The 26,467-nt window shown below is 71.3% G+C and carries 25 protein-coding genes and 1 pseudogene; 11 read left to right on the top strand and 15 right to left on the bottom strand.

Going from position 1 to position 26,467, the window contains the following annotated elements; all coding sequences use genetic code 11:
* Window positions 1-3 precede the first annotated feature (3 nt).
* From ACQPY0_RS56175 to ACQPY0_RS56160, 4 genes are read right to left on the bottom strand one after another with little or no spacing between them, the layout of a single operon-like run.
* The gene (locus ACQPY0_RS56175; RefSeq protein ID WP_432981215.1) at window positions 4-600 is read right to left on the bottom strand and encodes a GTP-binding protein; all 597 of its coding nucleotides are present in this window, start codon (window positions 598-600) and stop codon (window positions 4-6) included.
* Window positions 581-958 carry a DUF742 domain-containing protein gene (locus ACQPY0_RS56170; protein WP_432981212.1) on the bottom strand — a complete coding sequence of 126 codons (378 nt, stop codon included), beginning with the start codon at window positions 956-958 and terminating at the stop codon, window positions 581-583. Before ACQPY0_RS56170 ends, ACQPY0_RS56175 begins: the two co-directional genes overlap by 20 nt.
* Window positions 955-1,410: a roadblock/LC7 domain-containing protein gene (locus ACQPY0_RS56165; RefSeq protein ID WP_432981209.1), complete on the bottom strand. Its 456-nt coding sequence runs from the start codon at window positions 1,408-1,410 to the stop codon at window positions 955-957. The genes ACQPY0_RS56170 and ACQPY0_RS56165 overlap by 4 nt, the downstream gene beginning before the upstream one ends.
* 1 nt (window position 1,411) lies before the next feature.
* Complete coding sequence (locus ACQPY0_RS56160; RefSeq protein ID WP_432981206.1) at window positions 1,412-3,745, bottom strand: sensor histidine kinase; 2,334 nt, start codon at window positions 3,743-3,745, stop codon at window positions 1,412-1,414.
* A gap of 291 nt (window positions 3,746-4,036) precedes the next feature.
* Here ACQPY0_RS56160 and ACQPY0_RS56155 point away from each other — a divergent pair.
* A pseudogene (locus tag ACQPY0_RS56155) lies at window positions 4,037-4,174 on the top strand (IS5/IS1182 family transposase); the annotation flags it as partial.
* Between the two features lie 24 nt (window positions 4,175-4,198).
* Here the strand turns inward: ACQPY0_RS56155 and ACQPY0_RS56150 are convergent.
* On the bottom strand, window positions 4,199-5,830 hold the full coding sequence (locus ACQPY0_RS56150) for a prenyltransferase (RefSeq protein WP_432981203.1): 1,632 nt from the start codon (window positions 5,828-5,830) through the stop codon (window positions 4,199-4,201).
* Window positions 5,831-5,841: 11 nt separating this feature from the next.
* Window positions 5,842-7,242, bottom strand: a complete 1,401-nt coding sequence (locus ACQPY0_RS56145; RefSeq protein WP_432981200.1) for a cytochrome P450 — start codon at window positions 7,240-7,242, stop codon at window positions 5,842-5,844.
* 524 nt (window positions 7,243-7,766) lie between these two features.
* Between ACQPY0_RS56145 and ACQPY0_RS56140 the strand changes: the two genes are divergently transcribed.
* A complete protein-coding gene (locus tag ACQPY0_RS56140; protein ID WP_432981197.1) occupies window positions 7,767-8,351 on the top strand; it encodes a hypothetical protein in 585 nt (194 codons plus the stop codon).
* 169 nt (window positions 8,352-8,520) lie between these two features.
* Here ACQPY0_RS56140 and ACQPY0_RS56135 read toward each other — a convergent pair whose 3' ends face one another.
* Together ACQPY0_RS56135 and ACQPY0_RS56130 are read right to left on the bottom strand one after the other, a co-directional pair.
* Window positions 8,521-8,994, bottom strand: coding sequence for a hypothetical protein (locus tag ACQPY0_RS56135; protein WP_432981194.1), 474 nt, complete (start codon window positions 8,992-8,994; stop codon window positions 8,521-8,523).
* A 94-nt stretch (window positions 8,995-9,088) separates the two neighbouring features.
* Entirely contained in the window at window positions 9,089-10,111 is a 1,023-nt protein-coding gene (locus ACQPY0_RS56130) for a WD40 repeat domain-containing protein (RefSeq protein ID WP_432981191.1), read from the bottom strand.
* A 305-nt stretch (window positions 10,112-10,416) separates the two neighbouring features.
* Between ACQPY0_RS56130 and ACQPY0_RS56125 the strand changes: the two genes are divergently transcribed.
* Window positions 10,417-11,007, top strand: coding sequence for a hypothetical protein (locus tag ACQPY0_RS56125; protein ID WP_432981188.1), 591 nt, complete (start codon window positions 10,417-10,419; stop codon window positions 11,005-11,007).
* 27 nt (window positions 11,008-11,034) lie between these two features.
* On the opposite strand, the gene ACQPY0_RS56120 is transcribed toward ACQPY0_RS56125, so the two are convergent.
* The 4 genes from ACQPY0_RS56120 to ACQPY0_RS56105 form a co-directional block, all read right to left on the bottom strand.
* Entirely contained in the window at window positions 11,035-13,806 is a 2,772-nt protein-coding gene (locus ACQPY0_RS56120) for an ATP-binding protein (protein ID WP_432995844.1), read from the bottom strand.
* Window positions 13,807-13,852: 46 nt separating this feature from the next.
* Window positions 13,853-15,166: a Dyp-type peroxidase gene (locus ACQPY0_RS56115; protein ID WP_432981184.1), complete on the bottom strand. Its 1,314-nt coding sequence runs from the start codon at window positions 15,164-15,166 to the stop codon at window positions 13,853-13,855.
* A 64-nt stretch (window positions 15,167-15,230) separates the two neighbouring features.
* A complete protein-coding gene (locus tag ACQPY0_RS56110) occupies window positions 15,231-15,734 on the bottom strand; it encodes a hypothetical protein (RefSeq protein ID WP_432981181.1) in 504 nt (167 codons plus the stop codon).
* Window positions 15,735-15,747: 13 nt separating this feature from the next.
* Complete coding sequence (locus tag ACQPY0_RS56105; protein WP_432981178.1) at window positions 15,748-16,710, bottom strand: catalase; 963 nt, start codon at window positions 16,708-16,710, stop codon at window positions 15,748-15,750.
* A 193-nt stretch (window positions 16,711-16,903) separates the two neighbouring features.
* Between ACQPY0_RS56105 and ACQPY0_RS56100 the strand changes: the two genes are divergently transcribed.
* From ACQPY0_RS56100 to ACQPY0_RS56085, 4 genes are all read left to right on the top strand, one after another.
* On the top strand, window positions 16,904-17,863 hold the full coding sequence (locus ACQPY0_RS56100) for a helix-turn-helix domain-containing protein (RefSeq protein ID WP_432981175.1): 960 nt from the start codon (window positions 16,904-16,906) through the stop codon (window positions 17,861-17,863).
* A 3-nt stretch (window positions 17,864-17,866) separates the two neighbouring features.
* Window positions 17,867-18,679, top strand: a complete 813-nt coding sequence (locus tag ACQPY0_RS56095; RefSeq protein WP_432981172.1) for a helix-turn-helix domain-containing protein — start codon at window positions 17,867-17,869, stop codon at window positions 18,677-18,679.
* A gap of 135 nt (window positions 18,680-18,814) precedes the next feature.
* Window positions 18,815-19,231 (top strand): hypothetical protein, encoded by a 417-nt coding sequence (locus tag ACQPY0_RS56090; protein ID WP_432981169.1) that lies wholly within the window; start codon window positions 18,815-18,817, stop codon window positions 19,229-19,231.
* Window positions 19,232-19,380: 149 nt separating this feature from the next.
* On the top strand, window positions 19,381-20,235 hold the full coding sequence (locus tag ACQPY0_RS56085) for an alpha/beta hydrolase (RefSeq protein WP_432981166.1): 855 nt from the start codon (window positions 19,381-19,383) through the stop codon (window positions 20,233-20,235).
* Window positions 20,236-20,260: 25 nt separating this feature from the next.
* Here ACQPY0_RS56085 and ACQPY0_RS56080 read toward each other — a convergent pair whose 3' ends face one another.
* The 3 genes from ACQPY0_RS56080 to ACQPY0_RS56070 all read right to left on the bottom strand — a co-directional run bounded on the left by ACQPY0_RS56080 (window position 20,261) and on the right by ACQPY0_RS56070 (window position 22,904).
* Window positions 20,261-21,355 (bottom strand): AI-2E family transporter, encoded by a 1,095-nt coding sequence (locus ACQPY0_RS56080; protein WP_432981163.1) that lies wholly within the window; start codon window positions 21,353-21,355, stop codon window positions 20,261-20,263.
* A gap of 6 nt (window positions 21,356-21,361) precedes the next feature.
* Window positions 21,362-21,916: an HdeD family acid-resistance protein gene (locus tag ACQPY0_RS56075; RefSeq protein ID WP_432981160.1), complete on the bottom strand. Its 555-nt coding sequence runs from the start codon at window positions 21,914-21,916 to the stop codon at window positions 21,362-21,364.
* A 241-nt stretch (window positions 21,917-22,157) separates the two neighbouring features.
* Entirely contained in the window at window positions 22,158-22,904 is a 747-nt protein-coding gene (locus ACQPY0_RS56070; RefSeq protein ID WP_432981157.1) for a methyltransferase domain-containing protein, read from the bottom strand.
* Between the two features lie 578 nt (window positions 22,905-23,482).
* Here ACQPY0_RS56070 and ACQPY0_RS56065 point away from each other — a divergent pair.
* Genes ACQPY0_RS56065 through ACQPY0_RS56050 form a run of 4 tightly spaced genes read left to right on the top strand, consistent with a single transcriptional unit; the run spans window position 23,483 to window position 26,463 of the window.
* Window positions 23,483-24,022 carry an RNA polymerase sigma factor gene (locus ACQPY0_RS56065; RefSeq protein ID WP_432981154.1) on the top strand — a complete coding sequence of 180 codons (540 nt, stop codon included), beginning with the start codon at window positions 23,483-23,485 and terminating at the stop codon, window positions 24,020-24,022.
* 13 nt (window positions 24,023-24,035) lie between these two features.
* Complete coding sequence (locus ACQPY0_RS56060; RefSeq protein WP_432981151.1) at window positions 24,036-24,857, top strand: hypothetical protein; 822 nt, start codon at window positions 24,036-24,038, stop codon at window positions 24,855-24,857.
* The gene (locus ACQPY0_RS56055; protein ID WP_432981148.1) at window positions 24,854-25,711 is read left to right on the top strand and encodes an ATP-binding cassette domain-containing protein; all 858 of its coding nucleotides are present in this window, start codon (window positions 24,854-24,856) and stop codon (window positions 25,709-25,711) included. The genes ACQPY0_RS56060 and ACQPY0_RS56055 overlap by 4 nt, the downstream gene beginning before the upstream one ends.
* Window positions 25,708-26,463 carry a hypothetical protein gene (locus tag ACQPY0_RS56050; protein ID WP_432981145.1) on the top strand — a complete coding sequence of 252 codons (756 nt, stop codon included), beginning with the start codon at window positions 25,708-25,710 and terminating at the stop codon, window positions 26,461-26,463. Before ACQPY0_RS56055 ends, ACQPY0_RS56050 begins: the two co-directional genes overlap by 4 nt.
* The last annotated feature ends 4 nt before the right edge of the window (window positions 26,464-26,467 follow it).

Genomic DNA, 26,467 nt, shown 5'->3' with positions numbered 1-26,467 from the left:
AGGTCAGCCGACGGGCATCGGCTCCTCGGTAGCCATCACGTGCTCGACCAGCGTGATCAGTCCCTCCCTGGCGCTTGCCCGCCGGCGCGCGTCGCAGAGGACCAGCGGCACCCTGGGATCGAGGTCGAGTGCCATCCGTACCTCGTCGACCTCGTATCGCCGCGCGCCGTCGAAGCAGTTGACTGCGACGATGAACGATGTGCCGCGGCGCTCGAAATAGTCCACCGACGGGAAGCAGTCCTCCAGCCGTCGGGTGTCAGCGAGTACGACGGCGCCGATCGCGCCCTGCGCCAGGTCGTCCCAGAGGTACGAGAAGCGATCCTGGCCCGGGGTGCCGAAGAGGAACAGCACGAGGCTGCTGCTGATGGTGATTCGGCCGAAGTCCATCGCTACCGTGGTCGTGGTCTTCCGGTCGACCCCGGAGGTGTCATCGATGCCGACACCGACCTCGGTCAGTTGCTCCTCGGTAGTCAGCGGCGAGATCTCGCTGACCGCACCGACGAACGTTGTCTTGCCGGCGCCGAATCCACCGGCGACCAGGATCTTCACCGTGGTGGGCAGCAGTTCGCCGTCCGCCGGTTCAGAGCGCACGTAGCCCATTGATGACCGCCTTGAGTACATGTTGACGTGGCTGATCGGCCGGCTTGGGTTCGCTGGTCAGGATGAGCCCGGCGTCGAGCAGGTCGCCGAGCAGCACCCGCACGGTGCCGGCCGGGAGCTTCAGGTGGGCCGAGATCTCCGCCACCGTGATGGGCCGCTGGCACAGGTCCAGGATGGCGATGTGCTCGGGTTGCAGGTCGTTGCCGCCAGCGCTGGACGGCTGCATCGCCAGGACCACCGAGATGAGGTCGAAGACCCCGTTGGACGGACGGGTCCGTCCCTGGGTCATCGCGTAGGGGCGGACGAACGGCCCGGCCTCGTCGTCGACCCAGGCCGGCCCGTCGGTGTGCCCGTTCATGACTTTCCTGCCGGATCAGCAGGGGTTCGAGCGTCGGCGGCCAGATACTGTCCGACCTGAACGACAAGCAGGGCCAGCTGGTACGAGATGACGCCGATGTCGGCTTCGACGCCGGCCAGGACCGCCAGGCAGGCGCCTTGCCCGGCGGGTGTTACCACCAGCAACCCTTCGTTCATCTCCACGACGGTCTGGCGCACGGAGCCGGTGCCGAAGCGGCGTCCGGCACCGCGGGCGATGCTCTGGAGGCCGGACGCGACCGCGGCCAGGTGCTCCGCGGCATCCTGGGCGAGCCCGTCGGAGGTTGCCATCAGCAGCCCGTCAGCGCTCAGCACCACCGCATGCTGGAGATGTTCGACCTGCTTGACGAGGTTGTTGAGCAGCCACTCCAGGCTGGTGGTCTGTTTTGTCGACTGGTGCACCGAACTGTCTCCCTCTACCAGGTCTCGCCGCAACTTACCGATCCCGGCTCGTGTCAGTCTTGTTGCCGGGCTCCGGCTCGACCGGCGCGTCGGCGTCATCAGACGGCTGCACCGCTCGCTTGGCCTGTTCGCGGCCGCGGGCCGTCAGCTGCTGATAACTGGACCACCGGGATCGGGTCGCGTCCGGGCTTTGCGGCGCGGCGACCGGCTCGTCCACCGTCTCGCTCGCACGCACTTGGCGCCGCCGGCGGGGCAGCCCGTTCGGCGTCCGCGCCGCCGGCGGCGCGGCGCTGCGCTCCACGGCGTTGGGCTGCACCGGGAACTGCGCCGGCGCCTCCGCTGGGGCCTCCGCCGGGGGTGCGGCGAGCAGAGCGGTGCCACCGGCACGTCTGGCTGCGTTCAACGCTGCCGACGGCGCCGCGAGCGCGCCCTGAGCGTTGCTGCCATCCGGTGCGGCTTCCGCGGGTGCTGGCTGGGCCGGCTCCGCCGCATCGGCCGCGACGACCAGCGCCTGCGGGATCAGCACGATGGCCTTCGTCCCGCCGTACGGAGAGCCGCACAGCTCGACCCGGATGCCGTGGCGGGCCGCGAGCCGGCCGACCACGAAGAGTCCCAGCCGGACCGCGGCGGGAGAGAATACGAACTCCGGCGGGGCCTTCAGCTCTGTGTTGGCTGTGGCCAAGTCCTCGTCGCTCATTCCGAGACCGCGGTCCTCCACCTCCACCACATACCCGTTGCTGACCTTCTGGCCGCGGACGCTTACGGGAGTGTGCGGCGGGGAGAACGTGGTCGCGTTCTCGATCAGCTCGGTCAGCAGGCGGGAAATGTCCAGGGCGGCGACGCCGGCGACCCCGGCCGGGTTGGACGGTGAGACAGTCACCCGGGGGTAGTCCTCGACCTCGGCGACAGCGGCGCGGATGATGTCGATCACCGGCACCGGTTGCCGCCAGGTCCGGCGGACGTTAGCGCCGGCGAGCACGATCAGGTTCTCCGCGTTGCGGCGCATACGGGTGGCGAGGTGGTCGACCCGGAAAAGTCTTTCGAGGGCCTCTTCGTCGTGCTCCAGGTGCTCCATCTCGTCCAGCAGCGTGAGCTGCCGGTGCACCAGGCTCTGGGTGCGCCGGGCCAGGCTGAGGAAGACCTCCCGGATGTTGCGGCGCAGTTCGGCCTGCTCGACGGCGGTGCGGATCGCGGTCTCCTGCACCAGGTTGAACGCATCGCCGAGCTGCCCCACCTCGTCGCGGCCGAACTTCAGCGGCGGCGCCTCGGCCGCGACGTCGACCGAATCACCCCGGCCGATCCGGGCGACCACCCCGGGCAGACGCTCGTTGGCCAGGGCGAAGGCCGCGTCGCGCAGGCGCTCCAACTGCCGCAGCAGCGACCGCGCGGTGGTGAACGAGATGATGATCGAGGCGATGACCGCGACCAGGCCGAGGCCGCCGGCGAGGGCGATCCGGATGATGACACCGACCGCTGCGGTGCCGGCGCGCGCAATGAGGTGGTCGGCGGCCTGCAGGACCAGGCCGCGCAGCTGGTCGAAGACGGGCTCGACGACGGCTTGCCAGGCGGCTGTGTCAAGCGGCAGCGCCCCGCCGGCCCGTGCTTGGTTGACGATCAGGTCCTCGGCCGCGCGGAACTTCCCGAAGACCTCGCCCTGGACGAATGCCTCGTACGCGATCCGGTCCGCTTCAGGCAGTGCCCCGGCGACCTCCGCGTATCGCACCCGCTGCGCCCCGACCAGTTGTACGAACTGGGCGTGCTCGGTGGCGGCGGCGAACTTGCCCGCGGCCAGCACACCGGTCAGCAGCGTGTCCTCCTGGGCCAGAATTTCACGGGCGTAGCTGGCCTCGACAAGGGTGCGACCGTCGTTGATGATCGCCGCGTCGTCGAGTGTGGACAGCGCGCCGAAAATCAGGAGTGTGTCGGAAACAATGCCGCTGAAGAAATCGGCGGCCTGAGCCCGGGTCATGGTTCTGGCATCGATGTTGGTGCGTGTCTGGCTCAACTGGTCGAGCCGGGCGGCGGCATTCGCGATACGCCGGTGAAGCATGTCACTGCCGTCGGTCTCCCGGCGCGTGAGCTGGTTGAACTTCTGGTGCGCGGCGTCGGTCCTGGACCGCTGCTCGGCCAGGGCCTGCCGCCGTTCGGATGTCGGGCCGGCCAGGTAGATGACCGAGAGCCGACGCTCCTGCTGCATCGCTTCCACCAGGGATTCGGCCGGTCGGCCGACCGTCTTGTCCAGCGTCGAGACCGTCAGCAGGTTGAGCCCTTCGCGTGACGTCACCCAGGCGGCGAAGCTCCAGAGCGCGACGAGTGACAACAGCAGGGCGACGATCTTCGTCCGCACGTGTGAGCTGCCGGATCTCATGAGTGTCTGTCTCCCGAAAACCCACGCGTCCGACGGATTTGACCGGACTTTTGCCGTGACCACGCGATGCGCTGATGATGCTGGACATGCGGCGCGGCGGTCACGGTCCTTTGACGACGGGCACCGTAGCAGTGCCCGATCAGTCACTTCAAGTATCCTGGTGTCCGGTTCGGGAGTCCGGCGCCAGGGCGACCCGGCCACGCTGGTCGTCGCAACCACATGGCCTGGAGGGCCATCCAGCGATGGCTACGCACCTCGCGAGGGCCCGGTGCGGCGAGAGTCACACAAAACTCGTGGATGAACGGGTTCGGCAAGATCCGCCGATGCGCCAACCGCAACGCCAACGCCAACGTCACCGTTCAACTCATCCGTCGCGCCGGAACGCTCTACCGCGGGGACACCCGGCCCACCACTCGCAGGCTCAAGTAACGCATTTTGCCGGTCGGTCGCTACTTAATCCGTAGGGAGGGCGAATGAGTTTCCGTGGGTCAGTGGATGGGTCGGTCCGGCCAGCCGAAACGCGGCGAGGACGGCGGCTCGGACAATGCGGGGTGGCGCGTAGAGATCTTTGTCATGCCACAACGCCGGGTCCGGCTGGCGCCCGTGTGCTGCGGTGAGGTAGGCCAGCCCGTCGACCGCGGCGGCGTGCGCCCCGGTTTCGTCCAGGGCGGCGGTGAGCAGCAGGGTCTGTACCGCGTACGCCGTCTCCTCGACCGTCCCGTGCCAGCGGCCCCAGGCTCCGTCGACGCCTTGGGTGTCGACGATCCAGCGGATGGCCCGTCGGAGCACGCCGACCGGATCGGCGGCCGCGCCGCCAGCCAGGCGGCCGTAGCGGTGCAGCGCTGCGACACAGCAGAACGTTGCGTAGTACGGCGATGAGTGCCATTTGTCCAGCCAGCTGCCGTCAGGGCGCTGTTGCCCGCAGAGCCACTCGGTGAGCTTGCCGACGACCGTGCGGTTTCGCGCTTGCGCCCCGCCGTGCGTGGCGACGTGGTGGCCGAACGCTTCCAGGACGTGGGCATTCGTGGTCGTTGACGGGGTCCTCTCCCCAGGCCAGGTGCACCAATGGGTGTCCGTTTCGAACGCCGACAGGCTGTCGAGCGGTTGTGCCGCACCGAGCTGGGCCAGGGTCAGCAGGGTGACCGAGGTGGTGTCGGCGTCCAGTGGGAGACCGTCGCCGCCGGCGATCCCGGCTGGCCCGAGCGGCGCGGCGAGGGCGGCGACGAGCCGGTCGGTGCGCCCGAGCGGAAAGCCTGCTCCGATCAGCAGGCTGAGTACCCATGCGCGTTCGAACGGTGCGATCGGGATGACGCTCGGCGCTGGTCCGCCGTGGTGGCGGGTGATGGCTTCCAGGTAGCCCAGCGCCGTGGCGGTCGGGGCCGCCGGATGATTGGTCAGCCATGCCGCAGTGGCGGCCGGTGATGCGCCGACCCCGCCGATCGCCGCGGGTCGTACGGGTTGGTTTCCAGCGATGGGGCCGACGACTTCGAGCGCGTGCAGCAGCTTGTCCGGCACCGGTGCCCCGGCGTTGAGTGCCGCGCGGATCGACCGCAGCGTCAGGTCGTCCATTCCGGAGGGCGCCGACAGCCGTACACCGGTGAACCGGTCGAGGCCGGCGATCGGCCGGGCGGCGAGGGTGTCCAGGTGACTGTTCACGAGGTCGATCAGGGCGGGGACGATCAGCTCGATCGCCGGCGTGTCCGGCAGTTCGGCGGCCCGCAGCGGCGTCGCCCCGGCCAGCCAGGTCATGAGCCGGTCGAGGCCCTGACCGGCGGGCTCCGCGGCCGTCGCGTCGCCGCGGCGGGCACTGGCAAGCAGCGCCTCGCTCGCGCTGAGCGTCGGTGCGAGGGCGTACCCGCCCGGCTGCCCCCAGCCGCCGTCGGGACGTTGGGCGGCTCGCAGGAACGCCACGCGTGCGGCGTGGTCGACCAGCCATGGTGCGATCGACACCAGGCGCCCGGTCTCGTACACCGATGGGGAGATGCAGCCCCACTGCGTGGTGGCGACCTCGTCCACCAGTGCGTCCGCCTCGAACCCGGTCGATGCCGAGTCAGCCCGCACGCCGCTGACATCGGCCTGTGTCACACCGTCTCCGGTCACTGGTTCTCCCGGGCAATCGTCATGGCCAGCTGCCGGTCGGGCCGTAGGGTGACCGCGAGTTGTGGGCGGACCGGGCCGTCGTCCCGCAGCCGTGGCCGGTAGCGGCTGAGCATTGCCGCCACCACGAGCTGGGCTTCGATCATGAAGAGCTGGCTGCCGAGGCACTGGTGCGGGCCACCTGCGAACGGCAGGTACGCGAACCGGTGCGGCTTGGCTCGTTCCGGCGCGAACCGCTCCGGGTCGAACGTGTGCGAGTCCTCCCCCCACACCGACGGCAGCCGGTGGGTGAGGTATGGGCTGACCATGACGGTGCTGCCCGCCGGGAGTCGTACCCCACCGACCACATCGGACCCGAGCATGGTGCGTGGGATGAACCAGGCGGACGGATACAGCCGGAGTACCTCCTGGATCACCATGCGGGTGTACCGCAGCTGTGGCAGGTGCGCCGCGCTGGGGCGGGCATCGCCGACAACCTGCTCGACCTCGGCGCGGAGCTTCGCCGCAACGGCCGGGTTGGCCTCGAGCGCCACCCAGAGCCAGGTGAGGGCCATCGCGGTGGTCTCGGTGCCGGCTACGTACATGGCGACCACGTCGTCGCGGATGCGCCGATCGCTGAGCGGCTGCCCGGCCTCGTTGCGGACCTGGCACAGCAGCGCCACGACGTCGCCCGCGTCGGGCTGGTGCCGGCGCTGCGTCACGAGTGGGTCTATCACCTCGTCGACGGTGCGCACCGCCCTCCGGAACGCGCTGTCGCCGGGCAGCGGCATCCATGACGGTGCGAACGGCAGGAGCATCCGCGCCGTCAGCGAGGTGAACGCGACGGCGACGGCCCGGCCGAGCCGGCCGCCGTCGGCCGCTGAGATGCCACCACCGAAGAAGGCGCGACCCAGCACGAGGTCCGCGATCCGGGTCATCTCGTCGGCAACATCGAATGGCTTGCCGGTCGTCGCATGGTCATCGAGCCCGTCAACTGCCTCATTGACCGTGGTTGCGAGCAGGTCCGTCAGCGCGGCGACGTGACGCGCGGCGAACACGGGACGTAGCACCTCGCGGCTCGCCTTCCAGGGCGGGCCATCGCCAGAGATGCCGTTGCCCGTCAGCCGGTGCACCGGCTTCCACAGCATGCCCTCGCGCATGTATCGGCCGGCGTCGTCACTCAGGACGTGCTGCACGTCATCGGGGTGTGTGACCAGGTAAGGCCGGAAGAGCCCCAGGTTGAGCCGGACGACCGCACCGTTGGCTTGGCCGCCGATGGTCTCGAACTCGGTAAGCGGATCGCGGGCGAATCTGGCCAGTCTGCGGTAGACGGGGAAGGAGATGGCGCGTTGCGGCGGAGCGGTTTCGGGCCCCGGCGCGGAGTGCGGCGAGGCCGGCTGCTGGCAGACGCTGGACGACATGTACGAACCCCCTACGGCGACGGCAGAGTCATTTATCTCTACTCACCGATGCCACACCCTGAAGTTACGTGATCACGAAAGGTAATGGAATGGCGTCCATTGAGAGGGATGCCACATCGACGGTTCCGCTCGCCCGGACTGTCCGCGTCCAGGGGTGAAGCGCCGGTGCTGTCGCTTCTGGATGGAAATCGTACCTTGTACGCCCGTCGACACCATACTGGTCGGTTTGCGACGCACGGGCGGCCCCGTTGGCCGTTCCGCCGCGGCCCGGCGTCCCGCAGCCGAAACACGGCGAAGTCCGCGAGCATGAAGCGCCGCAAGTCGATGCGGTGAGGCGTTCGGAATTCGTAGCCACATTGAAAGACGACAATCTTGCTACTGCGTCTGGCGGCTGGCGGGTTTGTTGTCCCGGTGGTGGGGTGACTTCGGTCCCGTGTGATTGGGGAGGTTCGGCCCGGGTGTCTGGTGCCGGTCTGGGATGACGATGTGTGTGTCAACAGGGAGACGGCAGGAGGCCGAAAGCCATGAGCACCGCACACATTCACCGGGTCAATCACCTTGAGCGGGTCGAGGCCCCGGGCAGCATGCTCACCAAGACGGCTGCCAAGGGTTTGGCGGTGCTGCGCTACGCCACCGGGTTCGTGTTCCTCTGGGCGTTCCTCGACAAGACCTTTGGCCTGGGCTACAGCACTCCTGAGGCCAAGGCGTGGATCAACGGCGGCAACCCCACCAAGGGTTTCCTCGCCTCGGTGGACGCCGGACCGCTGCAGGGCTTCTTCCACACCATCGCCGGCACCTGGTACGCCAACTGGCTGTTCATGTTCGGCATGCTCGGCATCGGCCTGGCCCTGATCGCCGGGATCGGCCTGCGCGTCGCCGCCGCCTCGGGCACCCTCATCATGGCCGGCATGTGGCTGGCCGAGTGGCCCCTCGCCCAGCACACCGCCAAGGGCGCGCCCACCGGCTCGACCAACCCGCTCACCGACTACCACGTCGTCTACGCCGTCGTGCTCATCGTCCTGGCCGCCGCCTACGCCGGCCACACCTGGGGCCTCGGCCGCCGCTGGGCCAAGCTCCCGATCGTCCAGCGCAACCGCTGGCTCATCTGAATCCCGCACAACCCAGCCCCGAAGCCCGGTAGAGGCAGCCAGCAGCCGCCTCAACCGGGCTTCAAGCTACTGAAACCGGACGCCGTCATAGGGAAAGACCGGGTCCAAGTTGCTGGTGCGCGACCCGAGCGCCGTCGTCCCGGGCGACCCCACCGGAGGCGCCGCCCGTTCAGCCCCACCGGTCCAGCAGGGTGCCGAGGCCGTCGACGCCGCCGTCGGGGTACTCGCCGGACACCTCCGGGGCGGCCTGGAACGGCAGGATCCGGTCCACGTCGCCGGGCCGGGCGACGCGTACCTCGGACAGATCCTCCGACAGCACCCAGACCTGCACTGTCGCGCCCGGCGTGAGCGCCGCGGCGTCGTCGGAGCGCAGGCGGTACCCGAGGAACTCCAGCACGTGCTCCTCGATGCCCTCGAAGCGCAGCCGCAGCCGCACGTTGCGCCGCCGCGACCCGTCCGGGCCCTTGAGCGGGGCGATCTCGGCCGCGACGATTTCAGCGCTCAGCCGCGCGCCGCGCCGCAGAATGCGCCGATTTCGCCGGTACGCCCCGAGGCCCACGGCCACACCGGCGCCCACAGCCACGACCGCGCCCACCAGCGCCCACCCGAGGGCTGCCGGAACCGGCGCCGATCCGATCGCCATCGGCGTACGATACCGCCCGAAGACGCTCCGCTAAGCCTTCCGCGAACGCCTCTACCGGTGCGTTCTCGGCAGGCGCGGACCCCGATCCGTGGTGCTAGGTGTACTGGTTCGAGCCGTTGCCGAGGTCCCAGACCCGTACTTCGACAACCGGCGTGTCGGCGAAGTTGTCGCTACCGGTGATGACGACCGGCCGTCCTTCGAGCACGGCCGTCGCGATCGCCACCACGTAGGCGGCGTGACGGCCCAGCAACCGGCCGGGGGCGTCGTTGTCGCGCAGGTCCCAGACCCGGACCTCGTGGTCGGCGGTGATGGCCAGCGGGCGGCCGTCGATGACGGCGGTGGCCGCCACCCGCACCTCGTGCTCGTGGCCGGTGAGGGGCTTGCCGACCTGCCGGGCGTCGGTGAGGTCCCAGACCCTGGCCGTGTTGTGGTGGCTGGTGACGGCCACCGGCCAGCCGTCGATGATCGCGGTCGCCACCGCGTACACCGGCGCCCGGCCGCTCTGTCCGGTGATAGTGAGGGGTTCGCCGACCGGTTCGCCCGTGGACAGGTCCCACAGCCGCAGGGCTTTCCAGCCGCCGGACACGGCCACCGGCCGGCCGTCGAGCACAGCCGTCGCCACCGCGTGCACCGTCTCGTGTCCGGTCAGCGGCTGGCCGACCATCTCGCCGGTGCTCGGATCCCACAGCCGCAGCGTGCCGTCGGCGCTGCCGCTCACCACCACCGGCCGGCCATCGACGTCGGCCCACGCCAGCGCCAGCACCGCGCCGGTGTGACCGCGCATCTTCTTCAGGCGTCGTCGCCTGGCCACGTCCCAGATACCGATCGTGCCGTTACCGCCCCCGGTCAGCACCACCGGCCGGCCGTCGAGCACCCCGCCCGTCATCGCCCACACGCCACGCTTGTGGCCCCGCATCGGCTCGCCAAGCGGCCGGCCGGTGGCCAGGTCCCAGAACCTGATCGTGCCGTCGGGCTCGGGATACGCGTCCGAGTGCAGGGAGAAGATCTCGTTCGCGGCGGCGGTCACGAGCACGACCCGACCATCCGCCACCGCCGTGGCCATCGGCCCGCCGGTGCCGGGCACGCCTTCCAACGAGTACACAAGGTGGCGGCTCACCCGGGCAACCTCCTGGCTCAGCTCGTCCTCACGCCGTCTGACCCGTCGGCGCAGAGTAACCATCGCGAACAACCCGGCCGGAGCACGATGTTCCTCGAACAGGCGTCCGCATCCCGGCGTATCCGCATACGTGCCGCTGCATGAGTGCGCCTGGCCCGGTAGGCCGGCCCGGGAGACTACGTCAGCTGACGTACACACGGTTGCGCCGGCGAGCCGACGATCCGACCGATCCATCGCCCACAGAATTGGACGGTCGTAACGACGTAGCGAAGACGTCAGGCAGCCATCTGCCGATCGGAGAATTGGTGAGCACTGCACGGGGCAACTCCCGGCTACCCAGGCTGGGTGTCCGAACCCGCAAGGCCGTCCTTGTGGTCCACATCGCGTCCGCCGGCGCGTGGCTCGGTATCGACGTGGCCATGGCAGTGGTCATCTTCACCGCGGTGTTCACCGACGACACCGGCATCCGAGCGCTCTGCTATCAGGCGCTCCAACTCTTCGCGGTCTGGCCGCTGTTCACCGCCGGCACCGTCTGCCTCGCCAGCGGTGTCGTGCTGGGCCTCGGCAGCAAGTACGGCCTGGTGCGGTACTGGTGGGTCGCTACGAAGCTCGCGTTGAACATTCTGCTCGTCGGGCTCGTCCCCATCGCGTTGCGCCCGGGTCTGTACGGGTTGAGCGAGTTGGGCCGGCAGCTTGCGGCGGGGCAGTCGGTGACCGCCTCGGTGGGCGACATGATCTATCCGCCGATCGTCTCGCCCGCTGCCCTGCTCATCGCTACGGTGCTGGCGGTTTTCAAGCCGTGGGGTCGGATCCGCAGGCGTCCGGAGCCCAGCCGGCCTCCGCGAGCGCTCGAGAACGCCTCGGTACAAGACCGGATCACGCCATCGGACCGCTGATCCGCCAGATCCTGCCCGCGACGGTCGTCATGGGGGAAGTACACGGCCGAGTCGGTGGCGCGACGTGACGTCGAGCTTGCGGAACACCTTGCGCAGGTGGTATTCGACCGTGCTCGCGCTGATGAACAGTTCGGTCGCGATCTCCTGGTTCGTGGCCCCGTCGGCGGCCAGGCGAGCGATCCGCGCCTCCTGCGGGGTGAGGTCGCGGGCGGTCGATTCCTCCCGCTTGCGGGCCCGTTCCCCGGTGGCGAGCAGCTCCAGCCGGGCACGCTCGGCGAACGCGGCGGCGCCCATCTGGTTGAACATCTCGTGCGCCGTCGTGAGACGGACCCGGGCGTCGCCGCGGCGTCGTTGCCGGCGCAGCCATTCCCCATAGAGCAGGTGGCTGCGGGCGAGGTCGGTCGCGACCGGGGTCTTCTCCAGGTGCTCGACGGACTCGCGGTACAGCGCCTCCGCGTCGGGCTCCGCGGCGAGGAGCGCCCGGCTGCGGGCCAGCAGGCCAAGCGCCCACGGGGTCGGGCTCGCCTCGGCCCGTACGCGCAGCTCGGCCAGCGCGCGGCCGGCGACGGCCGGCTTGCCGTTGCGGACCGCTGCCTCGATCAGGTCGGGCAGCACCGTGCCGAGGTAATGCGGGGGGTTCTCGCCGAGGATCAGCTCCCCGACTGCCTGTGCCTCCGGGTATCGGCCAGTGCTGAGGGCCAGCACGATCAGGCCGCGCCGGGCCATCTGCACGATGGCCGGGCCGGGCGTGTCGACGGCCGGCCCGGCCTGCACGGCCGCCGCCGCGCGAGTCTTCGCCTCGTCGCCGCGCCACGCGTGCAGCATCACGTCGCTGGCGAGGTAGTACCCCGCGTTGGCCCACATGGCGGCGCCGACCTCCGCGAACTCGGCGAACCGCATTTCGGCGGCGGCGAAGCGGCCGCACTGCAGCTCCCACATCGCCTGGCCATACGCGGCGACGTCCAGCACGCGCAGCGCACCCTGCGTGCGGGCGGAGGCCGCGTAGCGTTGGGTGAACGCTCCCAGCGCGTCGATGTCCCACAGGTCGATCGCGGCGACGATGCCGAGCAGGCACCGGGAGGTGGCGCTCTCGCCGTCGGCGCTGTCGAGCCGCAACGCCGACAGCGCGCTGCGCAGGATGGGCGCCGCGGCCGGGTAGCTTTCCGTGATGAGGCTGGCGTGCCCGGTCAGCAGCAGGTCGCCGACTGCCGGGTCGGGGTGCCTCAGCTCCAGCGCGTCCCGCGCGACGCGCAGCGCGGTTGCGCCTCGCCCGAGTCGCGGGGTGACGACGGCGGCCTTGAACGCCTCCAGCAGGGTGTCGCGCGCCGTCGTCGGATCGACCTGCCCGAGGATTCTCGCCGCGTCCAGCAGCAACGACGTGGCGCCCTCGCGCCCGGTCGCGAGCAGCAGGTTGCCCCGCAGCCGCAGCGCAGTCGCCGCCTGGGCCGGTGTGTCGAGCCGGGGGATGCGGCGGTCGAGCAGTTCCTCGGCGCGCTGCAGGGCGCCGCCGGTGATGGCGGCGCTGGTGGCCGCGAGCAGTCGCGCGTTGCGCCGCCGTCCCACCGCGGTCAGGTCGGCCGCGCGGGTGAGGAACGCGGTCTGCGCCAGGTAGCCGCCGCGGTCGCGGGCGCGGTCGGCCCGGTGCTCGAGCTCGGCCGCGACGGCTTCGTCGGGACCGTCGGCCGCCGCGGCCAGGTGCCACGCACGGCGATCCGCGTCCCGGCCCGGGTCGATGACGGCGGCCAGGGCACGGTGGGCGATGCGGCGGCGGACCGCCGAGGCGCCGCCGTAGACAGCCGAGCGGATCAACGGATGCCGGAAGCTGACCCGCTCGAACGCGCGGTCGCAGAGGAGCAGCCCGGCCCGTTCGGCGTCCTCCAGCGCCGCGGTGACGTCCCCGCCGGGCTCGTACTCCGGCAGCTGCCGCACGGCGCCGCGGACCACGTCGACGTCGCCGGTGGTGTCCGCGGCGGCGATCAGCAGCGTCATCTGGGTCAGGTTCGACCGGCTGCGGACCTGATCGAGGAACCGGGCCTCGAGCTTGCGGTCCAGCGGCAGCGGGCCGCCGAGGATGAAGTCCTCGACCAGCCCGGCCTTCATGGCGCCCGGCGTCAGGATGTGCGCGAACTCCCGGATCGCCAGCGGATTGCCGCCGGCCACCTCCAGGACGCGGGCGGCGACGGCGCGGTCGCGGTGGTCCCGAGGGGCGGCGGCGAGGTCGTCCTCGAGCAGCGCCTTGGCGTCGTCGTCGGGCAGGCCCGTGATGACGAGCTGGGGGAGGCCCTCCAGCGGGGGCGTCCCGTCGACAGGGTGGCGAACGCCGAACACCATCGCGATCGCGTCGAAGTCGAGCCTGCGCGCCACGAACCCGAGCACGTCCAGGGACTCGCCGTCGAGCCACTGGGCGTCATCGCAGACCACCAGCAGTGGTCGCTCCGCGGCGGCGTCGGCCAGCAGCGTCAGCACCGACAGGCCGACGAGGAACCGATCCGGTGGCGAGCCCGTCACCAGGCCGAAGGCCAGCGCGAGGGCATCCCGTTGCGGCGCCGGCAGCCGCTCCCATCCGCCGAGCAGGGGGCGCAGGAGCCGGTGCAGCGCCGCGAAGCCCAGCTCCTGCTCGGCCTCCACGCCGTCGATGCGGATCAGGCGCAGGTCGGCGCCCGCCGCGACCGCGTGATCGAGGAGCGCGGACTTCCCGATGCCCGCCGGTCCCCGCAGCACCAGGCTTGCGCTGCGGCCCTGTCTGACCGACGCCAGTAACCGGGCGAACTCGGCGCGCTCCGTGACGCGGTCGCGCATCTGCACATCTGCGGATGCTACCGTGCACCGGCCCTTGGGGCAGCGGTCAACCTGCCGTCGCGCCGGCCAGGTGCCGCAGGCCGCTGATGCCGGGCAGGAACACGTGTTCGCCGCCTCTGGTGACGACGAACGCCGGGAGCCCGCGCAGGCGCCGGCGGACCGGCCGGGCGGGGTAGGCGAAGTCGCTGTCCGTGACGTGGCTTCCGGCGATCGGGTCCTGGTCGGTGCCGGCCGAGATGAAGTTGCCGTCGTTTATCCACTGCGACTGGACGAACTCGAACTGCCGGCCCGGGTCGGCATTGACGAAGGCGAGCACCGCGCCCCGGGGTACACCGTCGTCGTCCAGCACGCCCTCGGGGAGCATCGGCCCGTAGGCGGCGCCGCGGCGCAGCAGCCGGTGCAGACGGGCGTCGACGATCGTGTCCGTGAGCGCGTCGCGCGGGTTCACCCTGCGGATGTGCGAGCCGGGCGGCGTCTTGCGCCCGTCCGGGTCGTCGTCGCGGTAGGCGAAGTCGTTGAGACGCGCCGGGTCCCGCGGGGTGTCCTTGTCGGGTGACAGTGCCAGCGGGCAGCCGCTGCGCCACCGGCCCACCATCTTGGCGGCCAGCAGTTCCTCGCCGTCGGCGTCCTGGGCGTGGTCCTTGAGGAAGCGCCGGAACATCGCGACGTTCTGGTGCAGCTTGCGGATCGACAGGTAGGTGCCGTTGCGCCAGAGTGCCTGTGGTCCGGGTCCGGTGGCGACGTGGCCCAGTTCGTTGACGTAGCCGAGCAGGAACTCTCCGGCCTTCGTCACGGCCTGGCCCGGTTTGGGTTCGCCGCCTTGGCCTTCGATGAACGGCCGGCTGATTCCGTCGACGAAGCCGAAGTGCTCACGGAGGTTCTCGGGGGTGCGGATGTCGAGCCGGTCGACCCGGGTGATGCCGTCCAGGTCGGCCTGGGCGCCGTGCCCGATCGCCAGCTTGGCGTCGAAGGCCGCCTGATCCGGCGCCATGAGCAGCAGTCCGACGTCGAAGCGACCCCGTCCGGGGAGGTCCCAGTTGCCCGGATCGCTGTCGCCGAGGTCGCCGAGGAACTCCTTGCGGGTCCGCATCGGCTCGCGGAACTCGCGGGGGAAGCCGTCGAGGATGTCCCGCGGCAGGCCCAGCGCGCGCAGCCCCGGGTGGGTGAAGACGATGTTGAGCCAGGCGCCCGCGTCCGGGCCCTGCCAGTCGGCGGCGGTCGTCACGTACGGGATGAGGCGGCGCAGCATCCTCCTGGCCTGGTCGGCGTCGTCGATCTGGTACAGCAGGTAGGCGCCCACGTACGGCATCGGCCGGTCCCGCAGGACGGTCCCCTGGATCTGGTCGAGCTCGAGCTGCATGGTTCGGTGCTCCCTCGGGAGGCGCGCTCCCGCCGCGGCACGGCGGCGGGAGCGCGGCGGCGGGTCAGCTGGCGGCGTCGAGGACCTCGGCGAAGGCGTCGCTGAGGCGCTGCATCTTCTTGACGTCGCGGACGGTCACGTCCGGGGTCGCGTGGAAGTAGATCTCCGCGGAGTGCGCGAGGGAGATCACCAGCGGCGCGGTCCCGGGATCCTGGTAGCCCTGGTAGCCGTCGACGACGTCCAGGAAGATCTCGTCCAGCCACGGCTGCGCCTGCCCGATGTCGGCGAGGTACGGCACGAAGTCGCCGTCGTAGACGAGAGTGATGAGCATCCGGGTGTCGTTGTCGAACAGGAAGATCCGGAAGTTGTCGACGGTGCCGACCCGCGCCTCCCAGTAGCCGGCCTGCGCCTGGGTGTGCGCGAGCCGCTGCCGGAAGATCTCGGCGCCGCCCGGCCTGACCGGGGCGATGAGGGTGAGCTCGCCCTTCTTGCCGATGCGCCGGCCGGGGCCGTCGGGCTGGTCGGTGACCGGCTGCGCGTGTGCGGTGAGCTCGTCGGTGACGGTCATGTGCGGTTTCCCTTCACTCGTAGTGCTTGGCGAACGGGCAGGCGTGCCAGCCGCCGGTGCGGTAGGCGGCCGAGACCTCGTAGACGCCGCGGCGCGCCTGGAGGATCGGGTCGTCGTTGAGTTCGATGCCGTCGGTGACCTTCGTCGGGTCGTGGTTCATCTCGGGATCGCCGAGTTCCTCGAGCGTCACCGGGTCGGTGATCTCCACCGTGCCGACGGTGACCCGCTCCCGGTCGGCGGGCCACAACGCGGTCGGGTCGGTGAGCGGGTCGCCGTCCCGGCCGATCTCGAGAACCAGGTCGAATCGCACGCGCTGGGTCCGCAGCCGGGCGTCGAACTCGTCGAGCAGCACCTCACGGGACATCGCCGCGAGCTCCTCGACCGGCCGTCCGTGCACGCCCGCCTGCGGGATCCAGTGGCAGCGCACGTTGGTGACCACGTCGTCGGCGTTGACGTACCGGAAAACGTGCACCGCGTGGAACTCGCTGTGCGCGAAGCTGGTCGGCGCCGACGAGGCGGCGCGCATCCGCAGGACATCGGCGATCTCGGGGTGTTCCTTCAGGAACGGCTGCAGCGCCGCCTTGTTCAGGGCACCGCCGGGCTCGGCGGGCGCCGCGAGCGCGATCGCGGCGAGCAGGTCTTCCGGCCGCCGGGCCGGAAACAGCAGCTGGCTGAGCATGACGAGGTTCGTCGTGCGGCCGTTGGGCAGATAGAAGCGGGTCGCCATGCCGACCGTGGCGCCGAACGGCGCGTCGGGCCGGCCGCCACCCTTGGAAAAGCGGACCGAGACCGGGATCGTGTCACCCTGCAGGTGCGCGGCGCGGGTGTACCCGCAGGCGACCGGCAGGGCGGTGAAGCTGCCACGGTAGAGCCGGCCGTCCGCGTGCAGTGCGCGGTAGCCGGGATGGAACCCGAACACCTCGTGCGCGCCCTCGACCAGCGCCTCCGCCTGGTCGTACTGGCTGAGCTGTGCCATCGCGACGTCCTTCCGGTGTGATAACCGGGCTGACGCTAGGTCGTGCGGCGGTGGCGAACCGTGTCCGCTGTGCACAGGTGGCTGACCGTTGTGCACGGGCACGCCCGCCGACGGCACTAAGGACGTCCGGGATGCGATCGCGTCGCCGACCGTGTGAGGCTTCGCCCCGACGGACATCGACGGGGAGGTCGACGTGGAGCTCATTCTGGACTCGTCGCTGCTGCGCCCGCAGGAGCGGCGCGACGCAGTGCAGGCGTTCGTCGGCGACTCAATGGTCCGCTGTACGATCGCCCACCCGCCCGAGCTGAGCAGCCGCTTCTCGTACGCCCCGGCCGGTCTGCTCGGCGTCTGCGAGTTCGCCCTCGCGGTGCCGCCGGGTGCTCGCCCCGCGGTCTCGGACCGCACGGAGCGGCAGGCCCGGGAGGACGTCGAGCCCGCCATGATCATCAATCTCCAGGTCGCCGGCACGTCCGTCGTCGTCCAGGACGGCCGGGAGACGGTGCTGCGTCGCGGCGAGTTCGCGCTGCACGACACCACGCGCCGCTCGGTGGTCGTCTACGGTGAGAGCGGCGTCCAGAACGTCTTCCGGGTCACGAACGCCGCCCTTGCCCTGCCGCAGCGCACGCAGCGGGAGGTCACGGCCCGCGCGTTCGGGTCGGCGAGCGCGGTCTCCGCGCTGGCGGCCGACTATCTCACCCGGCTCGGCGCCGAGCCGGGTCTGCGGACCGCCGCGCACGCCGACCGGTTGGCCGCCGCGGGGGTGGACCTCCTGCGCGCCGCGCTCGCCGCCGAACTGGCCGACGAGACGCTCGGCCGGCAGTCCGGCGTGGAGAGCCTCCATCTGCGGATCATGGCGTACCTGCGCGAGAACCTCGCCGAGCCGGGACTCGACGCCGCCCGGGTCGCGGCCGCGCACAACATCTCCGTGCGCCACCTGTACGTCGTGCTGGAACGGGCCGGCGTCAGCCTCGGCAGCTGGATCCGCACCCAGCGCCTCGAGGGCGCGCGGACCGACCTCGCCCGGCCCGGCGCCGGGAGTGAGCCGATCCGGGCGGTCGCAAGACGGTGGGGCTTCACCGACGTCACGCATTTCAGCAGGACGTTCCGGAAGGTGTACGGCATGAGGCCGCGCGAGTGGCGCGACGGCCGGTGAACGATGGAGTCCGTCGCGGAGCTGCGTTTGTCCACATTGGACAGCAGCTCGCCGCCGGCCGCGGAGCCGGGCCGGGGCGGCGAGCCGATGCTGTGCCTCGTCATCCAGGTCAGTGGCACCGGCATCCTGCGGCAGCGCGGTCGCGAGGCGGTGCTGAGCCCCGGCGACTTCGCGCTGTGCGACATGACAGCGCCCTACACGCTGCGCCGTCCCGGCGGCTCCATCCAGCACATCGTCCAGATCCCGCTGGCGATGCTCGGGCCGGCCCGGCCGTTGCTCGCCGCCGCGACCGCCCGCACGTTCCCCGCACACGGGGACCCCACCGGCGAGCTCGTGACCGGGTACTTCACGCGGCTGATCAGCCAGCCGGAGCTACGGCACGGGCTGCACGCCGCGACGGTCGCCGAGGTCGGCGTACGGCTGCTCACCGCGCTGCTGACCAGCCAATGCGCCGGCGCGGCCCAGGCGTGCGAACCGTCGACGCTGGCGAGCAGCATCCTGGCCTACCTGCGGGAGCGCTTCGCCGACCCGGACCTGTGCGCCGCGCAGGTGGCCCGTGCGCACAACATCTCCGTCCGGTACCTCTACGTGCTGCTCGGCCGCGAGGGCATCACGCTGGGCGAGTGGCTGCGGTCGCGGCGGCTCGCCGCAGCACGCGACGAACTCGCCGGACGCCACGCGGACCGGCGCACGATCGCGGCCGTCGCCAACCGGTGGGGGTTCGCCGACGCGACGCACTTCAGCAAGGTCTTCCGGGAGACGTACGGCATGACGCCGCGGACCTGGCGCGCCCTGCATCAGCGGCCCGCCGGGTGACGCGGCCCGCGCGGCGGTCGCCGTGCACGGCTACGCAGGTGGTGTGCACGGCAGCACCAGTCAGGTCCGCGTGGCGCGCTTAGCGTGGCCGTCGCCAGAGCACGCACCATGTCGTCCACGGAGGAAGGCACCCGGATGAAGAAGCTTTCGGAACAGCTCAGCGACCTGTCGGAGCGCACCCGGCAGACGGAGGAGACCATCGACGCGGCGCGGGAACGCAACCGGGCCGCGCTCGAGGCGAAGAAGGCCCAGCTCAAGACGGCCGCGGACGCCGGCGCCGCCAAGGTCTCCGAGGAGGCGGCCGAGGCGAAGTCGAAATGGCACGCGCTGCGCTCGTCGGTGGCGAGCCACGTCGCCGACGTGCGGGCCAAGGCCGACGCCCGCCGCGCCGGACGCGACACCGAGCGCGCGCAACGCGCGGCGGACGACGCCGAGGACGACGCCGCCGACGCCATCATGTTCGCGCTCTACGCGCTGGACGCGGCCGAGTGGGCGATCGTCGACGCCGTGCTGGCCCGAGCCGATGCCGACGACCTCGCCGCGGCGCAGTAGCACCGGTCACCGTCTCCTCCGCGAGCCGCCGGAGCGCCGACGAACCATGGCCGGCCCGGCCGCTCGCGGAGGACGTCGTCGAGGGCCGGCACGGACAGGCCCCGCCCACCGTCGACACACCGAAGCGACCGACACGACAAGGAGCAACCATGTCCGACCCTGAGGTGCACATCTCCCCGTCGACGCTGCAACAGATCGAACGCGCCAACGCATCCGGGCGTACCCCGGTGGTGTTCATCCACGGCCTGTGGCTGCTGCCGAGCAGCTGGGACCGGTGGGCCGAGCTGTTCCACGAGCACGGGTACGCGCCGTTGCTGCCGGGCTGGCCGGACGACCCGGAGACGGTCGAGGAGGCCAACGCGCACCCGGAGGTGTTCGCGAACAAGACCATCGGCCAGGTGGCCGACCACTTCGCGGCCGTCATCGGTGGGCTGGCGCGGAAGCCGGCCGTGATCGGGCACTCGTTCGGCGGTCTGCTGACGAACATCATCGCCGGCCGCGGCCTGGCCGCGGCGTCGGTGGCGATCGCGCCGGCGCCGTTCCGGGGCGTGCTGCCGTTGCCGATCTCCGCGCTGCGCGCCTCCGCACCGGTGCTCGGCAATCCGGCGAACCGGCACCGCGCGGTCCCGCTGACGTTCGAGCAGTTCCACTACGCGTTCGCGAACGCGGTCGACGACGCGGAGGCGAAGGAGCTGTACGAGACCCACGCCGTCCCGGCGCCCGGCGCGCCGATCTTCCAGGCTGCCACCGCGAACCTCAACCCGTGGACCGAGGCGAAGGTCGACGTGGACAACCCGGAGCGCGGGCCGCTGCTGGTGATCGGTGGCGAGCGCGACCACACCGTACCGCGGGCGATCGCCATCGCCGTCTACCATCAGCAGCTGGACAATCCCGGAATCACGGAGTTCGTGGAGATCCCCGCCCGTGGGCACGCGATCACCATCGACAGCGGATGGCGAGACGTCGCCGAGGTCGCTCTGGGGTTCGTCAAGCGCTTCGTCTGAGCGGTACGGATCCGGCGCCCCGCCGCTACGGGCCTTCCGGCTCGAGCGGCGGGGCTTCGGCCGCGTCCGGCTGCGGCGGCGCGGCCTGCCGGCGGAGTGTGACGACGACGGCCTTCGCGGCGGCGGCGACCGGGATCGCCATGAGGACGCCGACCAGCCCGAGCAGCGCGCCACCGACCAGGCCGGCGATCAGCACCGACAGCGCGGGCATCGACACGGCGTTGCGCAGCACCCGCGGCGCGATCACGTAGTTCTCCAGCTGCTGGTAGACCACGAAGAAGACGGTGAGCAGCACCGCCCCGGGCCACAGCCGCGTCGCGGCCAGCGCGACGAAGACGCACGCCGTGGCGCCCAACGTCGCGCCGACCATCGGGATGAGGTCGGCGAGCGCGACGAACACCGCGAGCGGCAGCGCGAACGGCACCCGCAGCGCCGCCATCGCCAGGAACGCGGCAGCGCCCGCGATCGCCGAGATCGCCAGGTTGCCGATCATGTACGACCCGACCTTGTCGCTGACGACCGTGAGGGACTCCTGGACGGCGTCGCGGTGCCGGGCCGGAACGAGCCCGACAACCGCCCGGCGCAGGCGCGGCAGGTCGAGCATCAGGTAGATGGTGAGCACCGCGACCAGCACCGTCGACGACAGCACGCCCATGAACTGCTGCCCGTAGGCCCACGCGCTGCGGCCGGCCCATCCCGGCAGCCCGGCCATCGCGTCGTCGAGCCGCTCACCAAGGTGGAACCGGTCGTCGGCGGCGGCCACGCCAGCCGACCGCCCCCGCAGGTCCGCGAGGTACCGAGGCAGGTCGGTGACCAGCCCGGTGCCCTCGCGGACCAGCGGCGGCACGAGCGCCCAGACGAGCGGTACCAGCGCCGCGAGCGCCACCAGGAAGATCACGGTGACGGCGAGGCCCCGGCGGATGCCGCGGCGCACCATCCAGCGCACTGGCGGGTCGAGGCTGAGTGCCAGGAAGAGCGCGATCACCGTCTGCACCAGCACGGTCCGTACGGAGTACACCACCAGGCAGGCCAGGCCGACGAGCACCACGCCCGCGGCGGCGGCGACCGCCCATCCCAGGACGGTCGCCTTCGACACCGCCGGCCTCACGTCACGGCTCACGGGGGTTCAGCTCGCGGACTCGGCGATCCGGTGGGCGAGCTTGCCCAGCCGGCGCATCCGGAACCACTGCAGCAGCGCAGTGACCCCGTAGGCGATGGTGAAGATGCCGAACACGGTCGCCAGGGTGACCGCCCCGACGTCCGGCCGCACGAACAGCACAACGCCGAGTGCCACCGACACCAGACCGCCGAGCGCCCACATCGCCCGCTCACCGGCGGCGGCACCGCGCTTGAACGCCAGCGAGATCTCGATGATCCCGGTGACGACCGCCCAGACAGCGACCGACACGGTCAGCACCAGCGCCGTGATGCCGGGCCAGAACAGCGCCACCAGCCCGGCACCGAAACCGACCAGGGCCAGCAGCAGGTAGCCGACCACGGGACCGGCGCGATCACTGCCGAACGCGCGCTCCAGATCGCTGCCCGCCCCCAGCAACGCGTAGACGGCGAACAGAATCACGAACGCGCCGATGGTAATGCCGGGCCAGGCCACGGACACGATACCGACCGCGAGGGCGAGGATGCCCCGCCACAGCAGCGAGGTGACCAGGGACTTGAACACGATGAGCCTCCGGGGAGCCGGGAACGGGGGTACAACCCAGGCCTCGCTTCCGGGCCGGGGCGCCAGCCACGCTAGAAGCCCAGCGGCCCCCGAACGGTGTCCGCCGTGCACAACGCCGTGCCGGCCGTGCACGCCGACCGCGGACCGAGGCTGCGCCATTCAAGAACTGATCCCGCCGTCCACCGGGTGTCCCCGCGCGGGGACAGGCGGCGTACCGCCCGGCCCCGCGCGGATCTGACGATCAGCGCTTCATCAGGGCGAAGACTCCCCAGCCGAGATACTCACGCATGTAGCGCGCGTAGCGTGCGGGCTCGGTGGTGAGCTCGGCCCGTACCTGGGGCGCCAGTTCGTCATCAGGGTTCCGGTCGAGCCAGTGGCGCATGTTGAGCCACTGCGCCGCGGCGTACCGATCCCAGCTGTCCTGGTCGGCCAGCATCATTTCCACGACGTCGTACCCGAGGTCGCGGAACTGTTCGATCAGCTCGGGCAGCGGCATGAAGTCGGCCAGGCTGGTGGCGTGGCAGGCCTCGGCGGCTTCCTGGTCCGGCGGAGTCCGGCGCCAGTAGGGCTCGCCGATCAGCATCAGACCTCCGGGCCGGAGGCTGCGGCTGAGCAGCTCGGCCGTTCCGGCGACGCCGCCGCCGATCCAAGTGGCGCCGACGCAGGCGGCGAGATCGACCGGCTCGTCCGCGACATGGCCGGAGGCGTCGTCGTGGACGAACTCCACCCGGTCGGCGACGCCGAGCTCGATGGCGCGGGCCCGGGCCTGGGCGGTGAAGATGGTGCTGATGTCCACGCCTGTCCCCGTGAAGCCCAAGTCACGTGCCCAGGTACACAGCATCTCGCCCGAGCCGCTGGCCAGGTCGAGCACCCGTGTCCCGGGGGCCAGGTGAAGTGCCTGGCCAAGGGCGGCGAGCTTGTCGGGAGTCAGCGGGTTGTGAATGCGGTGGCTGCTCTCGCGAATGGTGAAGATGCGGGGAACGTCCATGACCATATTCCTTTCCGTCATGCCTTGCGGAGGGAGGAGCGCTTGATGGCACGCCGCATGCGCGCGATGTCCTTCTTGGGCCGTGGTGTCGGCGGGACGCGCGCAGGAGAGAACGAAACAGGTTGATGAGAAGCAGGTTGACGTAACAACGTGGAGGCCTTTGTGAAGGGCCCTCCGGACGGCACGTGCGGCCAAGGACTCCCGCTAGGAGAGAGAAAGGCAGGTGCGGGTCAGGACGAGGCCCGGGAGGTGAGGATGATCCGGGTACCGCACACGGCAGTGGCCTCCACGACAGTCATCAACCCACCTCCTTCGGTCTCCGCAGCAGACCCAGTCGTCACTGCGTCCCCCAAGATAACAGACACCGGAGATCCCGCGTCGGCCTCGCCATGTCGGCGGAGAGCAATTCGACGCCGCCGTCGCGGTGGCCGCCCTGGCCGTGAACCTCGCAGTAATTGCCGCGCCGTCCCGTGAACCGTTCGCCCCGCCCGGTACGACGAACAGGGCATGGATGGGAGCCGCATCGCCGGGCATGTGACTCTTGACCTCGTCGAGCTGCGAGAACCGGGAGGTCACGCATGCTGACGCGACCGCCGGACCCTCGGGAGGACTCCCAGCTTCTCGCGGCGATCATGGACGGCGACCGGGAGGCGTTCGCCGAGCTGTATCGGCGGCATCTGCCGTGGCTGTTGGTACGCCTGGGGCGGCGGTGCTCGTCGCCGGAGCTCGTCGACGAGGTCGTGCAGGATACGTTCGTGGCGGTCTGGCGGTCGGCCGGGCGGTGGGACCGCCGGGGCGAGGTGGCCGCGTGGATCTGGGGCATCGGTATCCGCCGCCTGGTCGACGCGCTGCGGCGGGGCCGGCCGCCGGCCGATGAGCTGACCGAGTTCGCCGGCGTCGAGACGTCGGCCGAGGAGCACGTGCTGCTCGCGGTCCAGTACGGCGACGTCGGCGCGGCCCTGGCGAGCCTGTCGCCGGAGCTGCGGGCGGTCGTACAGGCGACGGTCCTGGACGGGCTGACCACGCGGGAGGCCGCCCGGCTGCTGGGCATCCCGCCGGGCACGGTCAAGACACGGATGATGCGCGCCCGCGCTCAGCTGCGGGAGCGCCTGGCATGACGGGGAGGTTGGGATGACCGTCTGGCACCTGGATCCGGAGGCGATCCGCCGGTATGCGCAGGGCGCCGCCCCGCCGGACCTGGCCGCGTCGGCCGAGGCGCACCTGATGAAGTGCGCGACCTGCCGGGACGCGATCGCGTCGCACGTCGATACCCGGCGGGTCGAGGCGATCTGGCACGAGGTGGTCGACCGGGTCGACACCCCCCGGCCGAGCTGGCCCGAACGGGTGCTGGCCCGGCTCGGCGTCGGCGAGGCGACGGCGCGCCTCGTCGCCACGACGCCGACCCTGCGGGGGCCGTGGCTGCTGGGGGTCGCGGGCGTACTCGCGCTCTCCGTCTGGGCGGCTCAGGTCGACGAGCGCTTCCTGCGGATGTTTCTCGTGGCCGCTCCGCTCGGGCCGCTGGCCGGGGTCGCGGTGGCCTTCGCGGGCGGCCTCGACCCGACCCGGGAGATCGGGCTGGCCGCGCCGTACTCGGGACTGCGATTGCTGTTGATCCGCACGGCCGCGGTCCTGGCGGTCACGGTGCCGATCGTGACCGTGGCCGGGCTCGCGCTACCCGGCTCCCACTGGCTGGCCGCCGCGTGGCCCCTGCCCACCGCCGGGCTCACCTGCGCCGCGCTGGCGCTGACGGCCCGGTTGACACCGGTCGTCGCCGTCGGCGTCGTGGCCACGGCCTGGGTGCTGGTGACCGCCCCGACTGCCATGGCCGGTCACCTGGACCTCGCCTTCGGCGTCGGCGCCCAGATCGTGTGGCTCGCCGTGGCCGTCGGCGGCGGCCTGTGGCTCGCCGTCTCCCGCAACACCATCACGATCAAACTCGGGAGAAGTGCATGACTGTACGCGTGCGGAGCGCGACGAAATCCTTCGGTCGCACGACGGCGCTGGACAGCGTCGACCTCGACGCCGGCCAAGGGGTGACCGGCCTGCTGGGACCGAACGGCGCCGGCAAGACGACCCTGCTGCGGATCATCGCCACCGTCCTGGCGCCGGACCGGGGTACGGTGACCCTGCTGGGCCGTGATCCGTCGCGCCCCGACGACCGGACCTGGATCCGCGAGCGCCTGGGCTACGTGCCGCAGGAAGCCGGCTTCCACCGGGGGTTCACCGTCTTCGAGTTCATCGACTACGTGGCGATCCTGAAGCAGATGACCGACCGGCGGGCCCGGCACGACGAGGTCCGCCGGGTCATCGAGCTGACCGGGCTGGCGTCGGTCAGCGCCAAGCGGATCCGGGCCCTCTCCGGCGGCATGCGCCGGCGGGTCGGGTTGGCCCAGGCCCTGCTGGGCGAGCCCGACCTGCTCCTCCTCGACGAGCCGACGGTCGGCCTCGATCCCGAGCAGCGGCTGCGGTTCCGGGAGATGATCTCGCACGCCGGCGAGGGGCGCACGGTGGTCATGTCCAGCCACCAGACCGAGGACATCGCCGCCCTGTGCACCCGGATCGCCGTGTTCCATCACGGCCGGGTCCGATTCACCGGTACGCCCAACGAGCTGACCACGCAGGCCGCGGGCCGCGTGTGGGCCGACACGCAGCGCTCGCCCGCCGCCCTCGCCGCGTGGCGCACCGGCGACGGCACCTTCCGCAACGTGGGCGACCCGCCGGCCGGCGCCGAGCTGCTCGCACCCTCGCTGGAGGATGCGTACCTCCTGCTCATGGGCGAACCCGATCTGGAGGTCACCCACTCATGAGCACCGCCATCCTGATCGGCCGGGAGGCTCGCCGCCTCCTGCGGCACCCCGTGCTGTGGCTGGTACCGGTCGTCGTCGCCGTGACCACCGCCGCCGACTCGGCCAGCGACGGCCGGAACGCCGACTACTGGTACGTCACCATCTTCATCGCCGTCGCGTTCTTCGGGCCGATCATCGTCCTCTTCGCGGCGAACCTGGTCGCCAGCGGCGCCCGCCGCAGCCGGGCCGAGGAGATGCTGAGTGTCACCCCGACCTCGGACACGCGCCGGACCTGGGCGATGAGCCTGGGCATCGCGCTGCCTCTGGCCGGCATCGGCGCCGTCGCGGCGGCGGCCATGGCCGTCATCGGCAGCCTCAACGACATCCCGGCCAAGGACCTGATGAACGCCGGCGAGCTGGCCCAGCTTCCGCTCGTCATCGCCGGCGCCGGGCTGCTCGGCGTCCTCGCCGCCCGCTGGCTGCCCTTCGCCGGCGGCGTGCTGATCACCTTCGTGGTCGCGACGCTGGGCGGTCTCGTCGCGTTCCGCCGCTTCGACGGCGGCGCCTGGTGGATGTGGTGGACGACCGGGATGACGTTCGAGGGCTGGGTGCCGGGGCCGGGCCGGCCGTGGCTGCACGTCGCGTACCTGACCGGGCTCTGCGCGTGCGCCGCCATCGCCGCCGTGTACCGCTCCCAGGGCCGCCGGCTGGTCCTCGTCGGTGGGCCGGTCCTGGTCGCCACCCTCGTCCTCGGCGGGCTCCAGCTGCCATGAGACC

The sequence above is a fragment of the Dactylosporangium sp. CA-233914 genome, from assembly GCF_050942935.1.
In the GTDB taxonomy this organism is placed as follows: Bacteria; Actinomycetota; Actinomycetes; order Mycobacteriales; family Micromonosporaceae; genus Dactylosporangium.
The sequence above is the reverse complement of the archived record's forward strand: the minus strand, read 5'-3'. Positions and strand labels throughout refer to the sequence as shown.